Origin of the sequence: Streptomyces incanus (assembly GCF_042656345.1) — a bacterium.
GTDB classification, from domain to species: domain Bacteria; phylum Actinomycetota; class Actinomycetes; order Streptomycetales; family Streptomycetaceae; genus Streptomyces; species Streptomyces incanus.
On record NZ_JBHSPC010000036.1, the window covers coordinates 37649 to 52462 of the forward strand.

Consider the following 14814-nt stretch of genomic DNA (forward strand, 5'->3'; position numbering starts at 1 on the left):
AGCGAAGCCGGCCGACAGCAGGATCGCCCCGTGGCGGCCGGCACCATCAGAGCTTCGAACGTCGCGGGCGGGGCGTCAGCCGACCAGGACGACCTCCAGGACGCGCGGGCCGTGGACGCCCTCCACCCGGTCGAGTTCGATGTCACTCGTCGCCGAGGGACCGGAGATCCAGGTGAGGGGACGCGCCGGGTCGAGGCGTTCGAGGGCGTACGGGACGGAGGGGACGACCTGCGCGGCGCGGACAACGCAGATGTGGTGGTCGGGGACAAGGGTGATCCGGCGCCGGCCCTGGTCGGGGGAGCCGTCGAGGACGATCGTGCCGGTCTCGGCGACGGCGACCGCGCAGGCGGTGACCACGCTGTCGACCCGGTCCAGTTCGTGCGGGGTGCTCTCCGCCCGGTCCGCGACCCTCCTCACGTCGCTCCCCGCGAGCCAGCTCTCGTCCAGCCCCGGCGGGACGAGGACCGACGAGGAGCCGCGCGAGACCAGGAGCCCGGCGACGACCTCGGCCAGCCGGCCGGCGTCGGTGCGGTGGACGATCGCACGGTAGTCGGCGAGGTTCTCGGCGAGGAGGTCCAGCGTCTGCGCGGGGGTGCGGTCACCGTGCTCACGCAGGTAGTCACGGGTGACGGCCCGCTCGTACGGGGGCTCGTCGCCCCGCGGGACGTCGGCGAGGGCGCGCCGCACCCGGCCCAGGATCCGTTCCCTGCTGCTCACCGGTCACCACCCTTGTCCTCGGCTTTGTCCGCGGCATTGTCCTTCACGGGCGTCCCGGCACCGGGCGTCGTCCCCGGTACGGCGGTGCCGCCCTTGCCGTGTGTGCGCTGCCACCAGTCCCGGAAGGGTTCCGCCGGCACCGGAGGAAGATCCCGTGTCCCGCTCCACGCGCGGCCGGGGCCCGGCAGGGTGCGAGGGTGAAGGCGCCGGGTGCGGGAGGCGAGGCGCTGGCCGGTGCGCAGCGCGCCCGGATGTGAGAACGCCCAGCGGGCCGCGCGCATCGCGGCGCGCTCGGCGGCATGCCCCTTCGCGGGCTGCAGCACCACCTTGTTGCCGCCCCGGACCACCTCGCCGCCCTCCACGACCCGTTCCCGCAGGTGCACCAGCACCTCGGGGATGTCGATGGCGACCGGGCACACCTCGTAGCAGGCCCCGCACAGCGACGAGGCGTACGGCAGGGAGGCGTCGATCTCGCTTGTCGTGCCCCGCAGCTGAGGGTTGAGGATGGCGCCGATCGGGCCCGGGTAGACGGAGCCGTAGGCGTGGCCGCCGGCCCGCTCGTAGACCGGGCAGACGTTGAGGCAGGCCGAGCAGCGGATGCAGCGCAGTGCCTGGCGGCCGACCTCGTCGGCGAGGGTGTCGGTGCGGCCGTTGTCCAGCAGGACCAGGTGGAAGGTCTGCGGGCCGTCCTCGTCGGTGGTGCCGGTCCACATGGACGTGTACGGGTTCATGCGCTCGGCCGTCGAGGAGCGCGGGAGGGTCTGCAGGAACACCTCCAGGTCCCGCCAGGTCGGGATGATCTTCTCGATGCCGACGACCGAGATCAGTGTCTCCGGCAGGGTCAGGCACATCCGCCCGTTGCCCTCGGACTCCACCACCACCAGCGTGCCGGTCTCGGCGACCATGAAGTTGGCCCCGGAGATGCCGACCTTGGCATGCAGGAACTTCTCCCGCAGGTGCAGCCGCGCGGCCTCGGCGAGTTCGGCGGGCGTGTCGGTGAGGCCCTCGGGTGCCGGGCGGCCCCAGCCGCTCATCTCGCGGGCGAAGATGTCCCGGATCTCCCCGCGGTTGCGGTGGATCGCGGGGACGAGGATGTGCGAGGGCCGGTCCTTGCCCAACTGAACGATCAGCTCGGCCAGATCGGTCTCGTAGGCGCGGATGCCCGCCGCCTCGAGGGCCTCGTTGAGCTCGATCTCCTGCGTGGCCATCGACTTGACCTTGACGACCTCCGACTCGCCCGTCTCCTTGACGAGCCGGGTCACGATCCGGTTGGCCTCGCCCGCGTCTGCGGCCCAGTGGACGGTGCCGCCGGCGGCCGTCACCGCCTCCTCCATCTGCACGAGATACTCGTCCAGGTGACGGAGGGTCAGGTCTTTGAGCTGCTTGCCCGCCTCCCGCAGCTTCGCCCAGTCCGACACCTCGGCGACGGCCTTCGCCCGCTTGGCCCGAATGGTGTGCGTGGCATGCCGGAGGTTGCCGCGCAGGGTGGTGTCGCGCACCGCCTCCCGCGCGGCCCTGGGGAAGGCCGGCATTCCGACGAACGTTCCGCTCATACGGCCGCCACCTCCTCTTCCGTGCGCGCCAGGATCTCCGCGATGTGCACCGGCCGCATGCCGGTCCGCAGCCTGGTCATCGTCCCCCCGATGTGCATCAGGCACGAGTTGTCCGCCGCGCACAGCACCTCGGCGCCCGTCGACTCGGCGTTGCGCACCTTGTCGGCGCCCATCGCCGCGGAGACGTCGGGGTTCTTCAGCGCGAACGTGCCGCCGAAGCCGCAGCACTCGTCGGCCCCCGGCAGTTCGACCAGCTCCAGCCCCTTCACCGCCTCCAGGAGCCGCCGGGGCCGGTCGCCGATCCCCAGGGAGCGCAGCCCGTGGCAGGTCGGGTGGTAGGTCACCGTGTGCGGGTAGTACGCGCCGACGTCCGTCACCCCCAGCACGTCCACCAGGAACTCGGTGAGTTCGTACGTCTTCGGTACCACCGGCGCCAGCGCGGCCGCGAGGCCGCCTCCGCGCCCCTTTGCACGGGCCCGCTCGCCCATCCGCGGATACAGCTCCCGCACCATCGCCCCGCACGACCCGGAAGGCGTCACGATCGCCTCGTAGTCCCCGAAGACCTCGGAGAAATGCCGGGCCAGCGGCTCGGCCTCGTGCCGGTACCCGGTGTTGTAGTGCGCCTGCCCACAGCAGGTCTGCGCCATCGGGAAGTCGACCTCGACGCCGAGCCTGGTCAGCAGCTTCACCACCGCGCGCCCGGTGTCGGGATAGAGCGTGTCGTTGACGCAGGTCAGGAACAGGGCGACACGCATCGCGGCTCCTTGTGGATCGATCATCGGGTGAGTGCAGGGTAGTGCGCGGTCGCTCGCGCGGGGGAGACCCACGACCGGGCCCGCAGCGGTTCGGCCTGATCCCTTCGGACGGGTCCTAGGCGAGCCGGGCCCACGCGGCCTCCCACCGCCGTGTGCCGCCGCGCGGTTCGTACCGGGTCAGCAGCTGGGTAAGGGTGAGCAGGCGCCGCATCCCCGCCAGGTCGCCGGCCGGCCCGTGCGCACGGGCCTGTACGAGGACGTTGCCCAGGGCGGCCGCCTCGGTCGGTCCGGACACCACCGGCAGCCCGCAGGCGTCCGCGGTCAGTTGGCACAGCAGGGCGTTGCGGGTGCCGCCGCCCACGATGTGCACGACATCGACCGACCGCCCGGCGAGACGCTGGGCGTCCTCGACGGCCCTGCGGTGCGCGAGGGCGAGCGAGTCGAGGATGCAGCGGGTGGTCTCGGCGGGGGAGGCGGGCACCGGCTGGCCCGAGACCCGGCAGGCCTCGGCGATCCGCTCCGGCATCCGCCCCGGCGCCAGGAACGCCGCGTCCCCGGCGTCCACCACCGACCGCAGCGCGGGCACCTTGGCCGCCTCCAGCAGCAGCGCCCCCAGATCCGGCTCGCCCCAGGTCCGTACGCACTCCTGGAGCAGCCACAGGCCCATGATGTTGCGCAGGTAGCGGACCGTGCCGTCCAGCCCCAGCTCGTTGGTGAAGTTGGCGGCGCGGCTCTCCTCGGTCAGGACCGGGGCGTCCAGTTCGAGGCCGGCCAGAGACCAGGTGCCGGTGCAGATGTAGGCGAACCGCTCACCGGTGGCGGGGACGGCGGCCACCGCGGACGCCGTGTCGTGCGAGCCGACCGCCGTCACCGGAACGGGCCCCGCCAGACCGGTCTCCTCCAGCACCTCGGGCCGCAACTCTCCCGCCGGGTCACCGGGTTGCCGCAGCGGTGCGAACAGGGACAGGTCGATGCCCAGCCGCTGTGCGACCCCATGGGACCAGTCGCGGGTGCGCGGGTCGAGCAGCTGTGTGGTCGAGGCGTTGGTCAGCTCCGTGCCCTGTTCACCGGTGAGCCAGTACGCCAGCAGGTCCGGGATCAGCAAAAGCCTTCTGGCCTGGGCGAGTTGGGCGGTGGAGCGGGCCGCCGTCAACTGGTACAGCGTGTTGAACGGCGCGTACTGCAGACCGGTCGCCGCGTACAGCTCCCCGGCGGGGACGCGCGCCCACACCTTCTGGGCGACCCCGTCCGTACGGCGGTCGCGGTAGTGCACCGGGTTGCCCAGCAGCGCCCCGTCCGCGTCCAGCAGGCCGTAGTCCACGGCCCAGCTGTCGATACCGACGGACGCGAGCCCGTCGCCCGCCTTCCGCAGCCCCTCCAGCACTCCGGCGTACAGTCCGAGCACGTCCCAGCGCAGCCCCTCGGGCACCCGCACCGGCCGGTTCGCGAAGCGGTGGACCTCGGCCAGCTCCAGGCTGTCGGGGCCCACGCGGCCGACCATGACGCGCCCGCTGGACGCGCCGAGGTCGACCGCCGCGTACGGCCGTGCACCCGTGCTCATCGCAGGAACGCGGCGGCGACGCCGGCGTCGACCGGGACGTGCAGGCCCGTGGTGTGGGTGAGGTCGCCGCCGGTCAGCGCGAAGACGGCGGCCGCGACATGCTCGGGCAGCACCTCCCGCTTCAGCAGCGTGCGCTGCGCGTAGAACTCGCCCAGCTGCTCCTCCGGCACCCCGTACACCGCCGCCCGCTTGGCCCCCCACCCGCCGGCGAAGATGCCCGAGCCGCGCACCACACCGTCCGGGTTGACGCCGTTGACGCGGATGCCGTACTCACCCAGCTCGGCGGCGAGGAGCCGCACCTGATGGGCCTGGTCGGCCTTGGTGGCCGAGTAGGCGATGTTGTTCGGGCCGGCGAACACCGCGTTCTTGGACGCGATGTAGACGATGTCGCCGCCCAGCCGCTGCGCGATCATGACCCGGGCCGCCTCGCGGGAGACGAGGAAGGAACCGCGGGCCATGATGTCGTGCTGGAGGTCCCAGTCCTTCGCGGACGTCTCCAGCAGCGGCTTCGAGATGGAGATTCCGGCGTTGTTCACCACCAGGTCGACCCCGCCGAACGCGAGCACCGCGGCCCGGAACGCTTCCGCGATCTGCTCCTCCGACGTGACGTCGACGGTCACGGCGACGGCCTTGTCGGATCCGCCCAACTCCTCCGCCGCCGCGGCCGCGTTGTCCCCGTTCAGGTCCGCCACGACGACACAGGCGCCCTCGGCCGCCAGCCGCCGCGCGATCGCCTTCCCGATCCCGCTGCCGGCCCCGGTCACCAGCGCCACCCGGGTGGCGAGCGGCTTCGGCTCCGGCATCCGCCGGAGCTTCGCCTCCTCCAGGGCCCAGTACTCGATGCGGAACTTCTCCGACTCCTCGATCGGCGCGTAGGAGGAGACCGCCTCCGCACCGCGCATCACGTTGATCGCGTTGAGGTAGAACTCGCCGGCGACCCTGGCGGTCTGCTTGTCCTTGCCGAAGCTGAACATGCCCACGCCCGGCACCAGCACGATCGCCGGGTCGGCGCCGCGCATGGCGGGGGAGTCGGCCTGGGCGTGGGCCGCGTAGTAGGCGGCGTACTCCTCGCGGTAGGCGGCGTGCAGCTCCTTCAGCCGGGCCACGGCCTCGTCCGTCGGGGCCGACGGCGGCAGGTCGAGGACGAGCGGCCGGACCTTGGTGCGCAGGAAGTGATCCGGGCAGGAGGTGCCGAGCGCGGCCAGCCTGGGGTGCTCGGCACGGGCCAGGAAGTCCAGTACGGCCTCGGAGTCGTCGAAGTGCCCGACCTGCGGCCGGTCCTGCGAGGCGACGGCTCGCACGTACGGCGCGAGAGCCGCGGCCCGCTCCCGGCGCTCGGCCTCGGACAGCGGCTCGTACCCGTCGAGCACCGGCCCGAACGGCTCCGGCCTGCCCCGCTCGGCGAGGAACCGCTCGGCGGTGCGGATGATGTGCAGCGAGTTGCGCTCGCACTCCTCGGACGTGTCGCCCCACGCCGTGATCCCGTGCCCGCCCAGGACACACCCGACGGCCTGCGGGTTGGCCTCCTTCACGGCGGCGATGTCCAGACCGAGCCGGAAACCGGGCCGTCGCCACGGCACCCATACGACGGCGTCACCGAAACACTCGGCGGTCAGCTTCTCCCCGTCGGCCGCGCAGGCGAGCGCGATGCCGGAGTCGGGGTGCAGATGGTCCACGTGCGGGGCTTCGACCAGTCCGTGCATCGCCGTGTCGATCGAGGGCGCCGCGCCGCCCTTGCCGTGCAGGCAGTAGTCGAACGCGGCGACCATCTCGTCCTCGCGCTCGACTCCGGGGTAGACGTCGGCCAGCGCCCGCAGCCGGTCCAGCCGCAGCACGGCGAGCCCCGCCCCGGTCAGCGTCCCGAGATCCCCACCGGACCCCTTGACCCACATCAGCTCCACATCCCCCCCGGTGACGGGATCGGTCGCGGTGCCCTTGGCGGAGGTGTTCCCGCCGGCGTAGTTGGTGTTCCGAGGATCGGCACCGAGACGGTGGGAACGGGCGAGGAGGGCGTCGGCTGCGGGGTGGTTTGCCATGTCTCTTCCAGTTCTTGTCAAGAGAGGGTGAGGAGAGCGCCCCTTCAGGGGCGCGGGGCAGTGTCATGTGCGGCTACCGCCGCGTGGGCGCGATCAACCACACACGGCCCGCAGGGCGCGCATCACGGAACCCGGCAGACGAATCTCGGCAATCAAGCCCCCCATCCCGCCTGCTCCCCACCGACTCGCTCCGCGACGATCTTCTCGGCCCACCCGGAACGGGCATACGCAGTCAAGGGATCGGGGTCCAGCCCCGACTCCTCCCGTACCTCCCGGAGCAACGGCCGCACATCCGTGTTGTACGCGTCCATCAGCACGGCGTTGGCACCCAGCACATCGCCGGAGGCCTGAGCAGCGGCCAGCGCCCCTGCATCGACGAGCAGCGCCTTCGCCGTGGCCTCCTGCACGTTCATCACCGACCGGATGATCGCCGGGATCTTCGCCTCGATGTTGTGGCACTGGTCGAGCATGAAGGCGGTCCCGGACGTGAACCCGCCCCCGCGCACCACCTCGTGCATGATCCGGAACAGCTGGAACGGGTCGGCGGAGCCCACCATCAGGTCGTCGTCGGCGTAGAAGCGCGAGTTGAAGTCGAACCCGCCCAGCCGCTCCTCACGCAGCAGCGTCGCGACGATGAACTCGATGTTGGTGCCCGGCGCGTGGTGGCCGGTGTCGACGACGACCTGGGCGCGCGGCCCGAGCTTCAGGCAGTGCGCGTACGCGGTGCCCCAGTCCGGGACGTCCGTGGTGTAGAACGCCGGTTCGAACAACTTGTACTCCAGCAGCATCCGCTGCCCCTCGCCGAGCCGCTCGTACACCTCCGTGAGAGCCTCGGCGAGCCGGTCCTGGCGCGCACGGATGTCGTCCTGGCCGGGATAGTTCGTACCGTCGGCGAACCACAGCTTCAGGTCTGTCGAACCGGTCGCGTCCATGATGTCGACGCATTCGAGGAGATGGTCCACGGCCTTGCGGCGGACCGCCGCGTCCGGGTGGCAGACACTGCCGAGCCGGTAGGCGTCGTCCTGGAAGGTATTGGAGTTGATCGTACCGAGCCGCACACCGCGGTCCTCGGCGTGCTCGGCCAGCGCGGTGTAGTCGTCGACCTTGTCCCACGGGATGTGCAGCGCCACGGAGGGCGCCACTCCGGTGAACTCGTGCACCTTGGCCGCGTCGTCCAGCTTCTCCTGCGGAGTGCGGGGCACGCCCTGCTGCGCGAACACCTTGAAACGGGTCCCCGAGTTGGCGTACGCCCACGACGGCGTCTCGACGGCCTGTGTCTTGAGAGCGGCCTTCGCCGCGGCGAGCTCGGTCACGTCAGGGCTCCTGTGACATCGGGTCCTATCGACCACGGAGTGAAACGATTCAGTACGGGAAGCTATGGCGCCCCCGAAGGGGTGTCAACCCCTCCGTCCAAGACCTCCCTTCGTGACCAGGGCGTGATCCGAAGCTGTCGAAACTTTTTCGACCGGGACCCATTGACGTGACATGCGCCGCGCGCCTAACGTCCCGGCAACCCAGTTGAAACCTTTCACGACGCCGCGAGGGCTGCCCTGCCGGACGTCGTCGAGGAGCCTTCATGACCCACCCGTCCGACACGGGTCCGGCCGCCCCGGTTCTCGCACTGAGGGACATCTCCAAGTCCTTCGGCGCGGTCCGTGCCCTGCGGGACGTCTCCCTGGACCTGTTCCCCGGCGAGGTGCACGCCCTCGCCGGAGAGAACGGAGCCGGCAAGTCGACCCTCATCAAGACGCTCGCCGGAGTGCACCGGCCGGACGCCGGCCAGGTGCTGCTCGACGGCGCGCCCGTCCTCTTCCACGGACCCGGCGACGCCCGCGACGCCGGGATCGCCGTGATCTACCAGGAGCCCACGCTCTTCCCCGACCTCTCGATCGCCGAGAACATCTACATGGGCCGACAGCCCAGGCGTGCTCTCGGCCGGATCGACCACAAGGCCACCCGCACCGCGACCGCCGCCCTGATGCGGCGGCTCGGCGTCGAACTCGACCCCGACCGCCCGGCCCGCGGGCTGTCCATCGCCGACCAGCAGATCGTCGAGATCGCCAAGGCGCTCTCCTTCGAGGCCCGCGTCCTGATCATGGACGAGCCGACCGCCGCCCTCACCGGCAGCGAGGTCGCCCGCCTCTTCGGCGTCGTGCGCACCCTGCGCGAGCAGGGCGCGGCGGTCCTGTTCATCTCCCACCGCCTGGAGGAGATCTTCGAGATCTGCGGGCGGGTCACCACCCTGCGCGACGGCGCCCGGATCGCCAGTGAACCGCTGGACGGCATGACCGAGGACGACCTGGTGCGCCGGATGGTGGGCCGCGACCTCGAGGAGCTGTACCCCAAGCAGGAGGTGCGCCCCGGCGAGATCGCTTTGAGCGTGCGCCGGCTGACCCGCGAGGGCGTCTTCACCGACGTCTCCTTCGATGTGCGCCGCGGCGAGATCGTCGGCCTCGCCGGACTCGTGGGCGCCGGGCGCACCGAGGTGGCCCGCGCCGTGTTCGGCATCGACCGCTGGGACGCCGGCGAGGTCGAGATCGACGGACGCGCGCTCACCAACGGCGCCCCGTCCACCGCCATGGCCGCGGGCCTCGCCCTGGTCCCCGAGGACCGGCGCGCCCAGGGTCTGGTGATGGACATGTCCATCGAGCGCAACATCGGCCTGACCGGACTGCGTACGACCGTCCGCGCCGGCCTGATGGACCGGGGCGCCGAACGCAGCCGCTCCCTGGACTGGGCGATCAAGCTGCACGTCAAATACGCCCGGATCGCCGACACCGTCAACACGCTCTCCGGCGGCAACCAGCAGAAGGTCGTCCTCGCCAAGTGGCTCGCCACCGGCCCCAAGGTGCTGATCGTGGACGAGCCGACCCGAGGCATCGACGTCGGCACCAAGGCCGAGGTGCACCGGCTGCTCTCCCAGCTCGCGGCCGACGGTGTCGCCGTGCTGATGATCTCCTCCGACCTGCCCGAGATCCTCGGTATGGCCGACCGCGTGCTGGTGATGCACGAGGGCCGCCTCACCGCCGAGATCCCCCGCACCGACGCCACCGAGGAAACCGTGATGGCCGCAGCCACGGGGAGGGCCGCATGACGATCGTCAGCCCTGACCCCACCCCCGTCGTCGAGGTGCCGAAGTCCAGCGGCACCCGGCTGGTCGACCGCGTGTTCAAGGTGCGCGAACTCGCCATCCTGCTGGTCTTCCTGGTGATGATCGCCGTCACCCAGGCCGGCAACAGCGAGTTCCTGTCCGAGCAGGGCATCAAGGACCTGCTGCTGAACGCGACCATCCTGGTCCTGGTCGCCACCGGCCAGGCCCTCGTCGTCCTCACCCGCAACGTCGACCTGTCCGTCGGCTCTACGCTCGGCATCTCCGCCTTCGCCGCCGGCACATGGCTCCAGGGCGGCGGGAACCCGGTCGTCGCCATCGCGCTGGCGGTGCTGCTCGGCATCGGCTTCGGACTGCTCAACGGACTGCTCGTCAGCCTCGGCCAGGTGCCCGCCCTCGTCGTCACCCTGGGCACCCTCTACATCATCCGCGGCATCGACTCCATCTGGGTCGGCTCTCGCCAGATCACCGCGGCCGATCTCCCCACCGGATTCGTCGACTTCGGCTCCGGCGGCATCTCGGCCGTGCCCTACCTGGCCCTGATCGCCCTCACCGTCCTCGTGGCCACCGCCTACTACCTCAAGCACTTCGGCAGCGGACGCGAGCTGTACGCGCTCGGCTCCAACCCCGAGGCCGCCCGGCTCGCAGGCATCCCCGTACGCAAGCGGATCCTCGCCGCCTACACCTTCTGCGGCGCCCTCGCCGGACTCGCGGGCGCGCTGTACCTGGCCCGGTTCGGCAACGTCGACTCCGGCACCGGCACCGGCTATGAACTCACCGTCGTCAGCGCCGTCGTGGTCGGCGGCGTGGTCTTCACCGGCGGCTCCGGCAGCGTCTACGGCGCCGCCCTCGGCGCGCTGCTGCTGACCTCCGTCAACAGCGTCCTGCCCGCCCTCGGCGTCAGCTCCGTATGGGTGCTCGCCATCAACGGCATCCTGCTCATCCTCGCCATCGCGGTCGACCGGATCGTCGCCCTGCGCGTGGCCGCCGCCCTGAAGAAGAGGAACGCCCGCCATGGCTGACCCCGCTCTCACGCGCGCCGTCCGCCGGTCCCCCTCCGTGCGCTGGGACACGGTCGTGGGAGCCCTGCTCGTCGTGGTCCTGCTGCTGTCCTTCACCACCGTCGACGGCTTCGGCAACGCGCTCAACCTGTCCTTCCTGATCGGCAACACCCTGCCGATCGCGCTGATCGCCCTGCCCATGACGCTGCTCGTGGTCTCCGGCGAGATCGACCTCTCCGTCGCCTCCACCGCCGGCCTGTCCGGCGCGGTCATGGGCGCCCTGTGGAACCAGGGCATGACCATCGAGACGATCATCCCGGTCTGCCTGCTCATCGGCGTCGCCTGCGGTCTGGTCAACGGCCTGCTCGTCACCCGGCTCGGACTGCCCTCCCTCGCCGTCACCATCGGCACCCTCGCCGCCTACCGGGGCATCGCACAGATCGTGCTCGGCTCCGACGCGGTGACCGACTTCCCCGCGCAGTACCTGGACTTCGCCGCCGGACGTATCGGCGACAGCTTCATCCCCTACGCACTGCTGCCGTTCCTGGTGCTGCTCGCGATCGCCGTGGTAGCGCTGCACGCCACCCCGTTCGGGCGCTCGCTCTTCGCCATCGGCGCCAGCGAGGAGGCCGCCCGCTTCGCCGGCATCCGGGTCAGGCGGCAGAAGCTGATCCTGTTCACGCTGACCGGCCTGATGGCCTCCCTCACCGGAGTCTTCTGGGCCCTGCACTACGCCAGCGCCCGCTACGACAACGCCACCGGCCTCGAACTCTCCGTCGTCGCCGCCGTGCTGCTCGGCGGCATCGACTTCGACGGCGGCAAGGGCACCCTCGGCGGCGCGATCGCGGGCGTCTTCCTGCTCGGCGCACTGCAGAACGTCATGAGCCTCGTCAACGTCTCCGCCCAGTCGCAGATCGTCGTCACCGGCGTCCTGCTCGTCGTCTCCGTGCTCGGTCCGCGCGTCGCACGGCAGATCTCCGCCGCACGTGCCGGACGCCGGGCCGCCCCACCACCGGTGTCCAAAGCACCCACCCCGGCCCCGTGAATCCTCCTCCCCGTAAGGAATCCACCATGCGCAAGTCTTCCCTCCGCCGGACCTGTGCGGCCCTCGCCGCCGTCACCTCCCTCGCCCTGGCCGCCACCGCCTGCGGCGGCACCACCAAGGACGACGTCAAGAACGAGGGCGGCGGCTCGGCGGCCACGGCCGGCAAGGCCGACCCCGACGCGCCCACCAAGAAGGGCCTGACCGTCGGCTTCCTGCCCAAGCAGGTCAACAACCCCTACTTCACCAGCGCCGACAAGGGCGGCGAGAAGGCCCTGAAGGAACTGGGCTCCAACTACAAGGAGGTCGGCCCCTCCAGCGCCACCGACACCGCCGGCCAGGTCTCCTACGTCAACACGCTCACCCAGCAGCAGGTCGACGCCATGGCCGTCTCCGCGCAGGACCCCGGCGCGCTGTGCACGGCGCTCAAGCAGGCCATGAAGAACGGCATCAAGGTCGTCACCTACGACTCCGACACCACCGCCGACTGCCGCAACGCCTTCGTCTCGCAGGCCGGCGGCGAGGACCTGGGCCGGACCGAGGTGCAGCTGCTCGCCGAACAGATCGACTACAAGGGCGAGATCGCGATCCTGTCCGCCGCGCAGACCGCGACGAACCAGAACGCCTGGATCGAGTTCATGAAGGACGAGCTCGAGGACCCCAAGTACAAGGACATCAAGCTGGTCAAGGTCGCCTACGGCAACGACGACGCCCAGCAGTCCTTCCAGCAGACCCAGGGCCTGCTCCAGGAGTACCCGAACCTGAAGGGGATCGTCTCCCCGACCACCGTCGGCATCAAGGCCGCCGCACAGTACCTGTCCGGCTCCAAGTACAAGGGCAAGGTCAAGCTGACCGGCCTCGGCACCCCCAACGACATGCGCAAGTACGTCAAGAACGGCACCGTCGAGGCGTTCGAGCTGTGGGACCCGGCCAAGCTCGGCGAACTCGCCGCGCGCACCGCCGTCGCCCTGTCCTCCGGCCAGATCACCGGCAAGGAGGGCGAGACCTTCGAAGCCGGCGCGATGGGCGAGTACACCATCGGCAAGGACGGCGTGATCAACCTCGGCAAGCCCACCGTCTTCAACTCGAAGAACATCGACGACTTCGACTTCTGAGTGGGGCCTGCCAAGCCAACTGTCTGATGTGTGACGGAACCTGAGGCAGCGTCAACATTCACTGAAGAAAAGCTGAAGGAGCGGTACTTCATGCAGCGCGTCTGTTTCCTGCTCAAGGTCCGCCAGGACCGGATCGCCGAGTACCGCGAACGTCACGCCGCCGTGTGGCCCGAGATGTGCGAGGCGCTCTCGGCCACCGGCTGGCACAACTACTCCCTCTTCCTGCGCGACGACGGCCTCCTCGTCGGCTACCTCGAGACCCCGGACTTCGAGGCCGCCCGCTCCGCCATGGAGGCCACCGACGTCAACGCCCGCTGGCAGGCGGAGATGTCCCCCCTCTTCGAGACCCTCGACGGCGCCCGCCCGGACGAGGCGATGAAACCGCTCACCGAAGTCTTCCACCTCGCCTGACCACGGACCCCACCCGAGGAGCCCCGAGATGAGACGACGCACCCTGCTGGCCGGAGCCGTACTCGCCGCCGTGGCCGGACCCGCCCTCGGCGGGTCCGCCGCCCGCGCCGCCGCCCCCGGCCCGTCGGTCACCCCGGCCGGCCGCACCACCCTCGACGACCGGGCCGTCTACTTCGTTTCCTACGACGGCCTGGTCAACAACAACTCCTTCCAGAAGAACGGCCTGCTGACCCACAAGGGCCACCAGTACGCCGTCTGGTACACCGCCGACCGCACCGCCGTCGTCGGCCGACGCGCCCTCGGCGCGAGCACCTGGCAGACCGCCAAGGTCGGCCACACACTCCGCTACAACGACTCCCACAACGTCATCTCCATGGGAGTCTCGAAGACCGACGGCCGCCTGCACCTCCACATGGACTCCCACAGCGACGGCTTCACCTACATCAAGTCCGCCGCCGGGCTCATGGACAACCCGTCCGGGTCGGCCTGGACCGCGAGCCGTTTCGGTGCCCCGCAGTCCACGCTCGACGGCCTCGTTCTCACTTCGCAGTTCACCTACCCGCAGTTCGTCTCCACCCCCGAGGGCCGGCTCCAGCTCAGCTACCGCGCCGGCGTCTCGGGTGACGGTCGCAACGCGCTGGCCGAGTACGACGGCACCCGCTGGACGGCGCTGGGGGAATGGACCGCCTCCACCGGCACCTACCGCAGCGAGCACGGCTCCTCCACCGCCCGCAACATGTACCTGCACGGCATCGACTACGACCAAAACGGCCGCCTGCACGCCTTCTTCACCTGGCGGGAGCAGAACGGCGCCGTCATGTGCAGCCCCGGCGGAATCACCAACCACGACACCGGCTACGTCTACTCCGACGACCGGGGCCGCACCTGGCGCAACGACGCGGGCACCGCCGTCGCCACCACCGGCACCGCCGACCGGGTCTCCGTCACCGACCCCGGCCTGGTCGTCGACCCGCTGAACCCGGACCACTCCCTGATGAACCAGGAGAGCCAGTCCACCGACTCCGCCGGCCGGCCGCACGCGATCATCAGCTACGTCCCCGGCCGCTTCGGCCAGTGCACCACCGACTACGTCGCCGACCGCATCGCGAACGGCCGCGCCTTCCACGTCCGCCGCACCGCCTCGGGCACCTGGCGCAAGACCGAGATCCCCGTCTCCCTGCATTCCAGCCAGCGCACCCGGCTGCTTCTCGACCGGTACGACAACGCCTACGCGATCCTCCCCTACGGTCGGATCGCCGGCGCCTCCGCGGCCTCGGACCACACCGACTGGACCCTGTTGTACGACGGCGCCGGTCTGAACGCCTTCGGCGAGGTCCTGATCGACGAGACCCGGCCGGCCCAGGACGGCGTGCTGTCGGTCATGTACCAGGAGCGGTCCAGCGGCGCCACCCCGTCGGCGCTGCACGTCGCCGACTTCCGGCTGCCCACCTGACTCCCGCCCGGCTTCCGTCCGCCCCGTCGACCAGCCCTGCCCGACCCGGCCACCGCCGATC

12 protein-coding genes are annotated in these 14814 nt (G+C 70.9%); 6 read left to right on the forward strand and 6 right to left on the reverse strand.

What is annotated here, in order from left to right:
• Positions 1–75: 75 nt before the first annotated feature.
• From ACFP2V_RS13690 to rhaI, 6 genes are all read right to left on the reverse strand, one after another.
• The gene (locus tag ACFP2V_RS13690; RefSeq protein WP_381210660.1) at positions 76–717 is read right to left on the reverse strand and encodes a LutC/YkgG family protein; all 642 of its coding nucleotides are present in this window, start codon (positions 715–717) and stop codon (positions 76–78) included.
• On the reverse strand, positions 714–2270 hold the full coding sequence (locus ACFP2V_RS13695; RefSeq protein ID WP_381210662.1) for a LutB/LldF family L-lactate oxidation iron-sulfur protein: 1557 nt from the start codon (positions 2268–2270) through the stop codon (positions 714–716). Before ACFP2V_RS13695 ends, ACFP2V_RS13690 begins: the two co-directional genes overlap by 4 nt.
• Positions 2267–3025, reverse strand: a complete 759-nt coding sequence (locus ACFP2V_RS13700) for a (Fe-S)-binding protein (protein WP_381210665.1) — start codon at positions 3023–3025, stop codon at positions 2267–2269. Before ACFP2V_RS13700 ends, ACFP2V_RS13695 begins: the two co-directional genes overlap by 4 nt.
• 115 nt (positions 3026–3140) lie before the next feature.
• Complete coding sequence (locus ACFP2V_RS13705) at positions 3141–4586, reverse strand: rhamnulokinase (protein WP_381210668.1); 1446 nt, start codon at positions 4584–4586, stop codon at positions 3141–3143.
• Positions 4583–6622 (reverse strand): bifunctional aldolase/short-chain dehydrogenase, encoded by a 2040-nt coding sequence (locus tag ACFP2V_RS13710; protein ID WP_381210671.1) that lies wholly within the window; start codon positions 6620–6622, stop codon positions 4583–4585. Before ACFP2V_RS13710 ends, ACFP2V_RS13705 begins: the two co-directional genes overlap by 4 nt.
• 152 nt (positions 6623–6774) lie before the next feature.
• On the reverse strand, positions 6775–7935 hold the full coding sequence (rhaI, locus tag ACFP2V_RS13715) for an L-rhamnose isomerase (protein ID WP_381210674.1): 1161 nt from the start codon (positions 7933–7935) through the stop codon (positions 6775–6777).
• A gap of 263 nt (positions 7936–8198) precedes the next feature.
• On the opposite strand from rhaI, the gene ACFP2V_RS13720 reads away from it, so the two are divergent.
• The 6 genes from ACFP2V_RS13720 (at position 8199) to ACFP2V_RS13745 (ending at position 14753) form a co-directional block, all read left to right on the forward strand.
• Positions 8199–9716, forward strand: coding sequence for a sugar ABC transporter ATP-binding protein (locus ACFP2V_RS13720; RefSeq protein ID WP_381210677.1), 1518 nt, complete (start codon positions 8199–8201; stop codon positions 9714–9716).
• Positions 9713–10753, forward strand: a complete 1041-nt coding sequence (locus ACFP2V_RS13725; protein WP_381210680.1) for an ABC transporter permease — start codon at positions 9713–9715, stop codon at positions 10751–10753. The genes ACFP2V_RS13720 and ACFP2V_RS13725 overlap by 4 nt, the downstream gene beginning before the upstream one ends.
• Entirely contained in the window at positions 10746–11777 is a 1032-nt protein-coding gene (locus tag ACFP2V_RS13730) for an ABC transporter permease (RefSeq protein WP_381210683.1), read from the forward strand. Before ACFP2V_RS13725 ends, ACFP2V_RS13730 begins: the two co-directional genes overlap by 8 nt.
• Before the next feature lie 26 nt (positions 11778–11803).
• The gene (gene rhaS, locus ACFP2V_RS13735) at positions 11804–12889 is read left to right on the forward strand and encodes a rhamnose ABC transporter substrate-binding protein (RefSeq protein WP_381210686.1); all 1086 of its coding nucleotides are present in this window, start codon (positions 11804–11806) and stop codon (positions 12887–12889) included.
• Between the two features lie 90 nt (positions 12890–12979).
• The gene (locus tag ACFP2V_RS13740) at positions 12980–13300 is read left to right on the forward strand and encodes an L-rhamnose mutarotase (RefSeq protein ID WP_381210689.1); all 321 of its coding nucleotides are present in this window, start codon (positions 12980–12982) and stop codon (positions 13298–13300) included.
• A gap of 28 nt (positions 13301–13328) precedes the next feature.
• Positions 13329–14753, forward strand: a complete 1425-nt coding sequence (locus ACFP2V_RS13745; protein WP_381210692.1) for a BNR repeat-containing protein — start codon at positions 13329–13331, stop codon at positions 14751–14753.
• Positions 14754–14814: the final 61 nt, after the last annotated feature.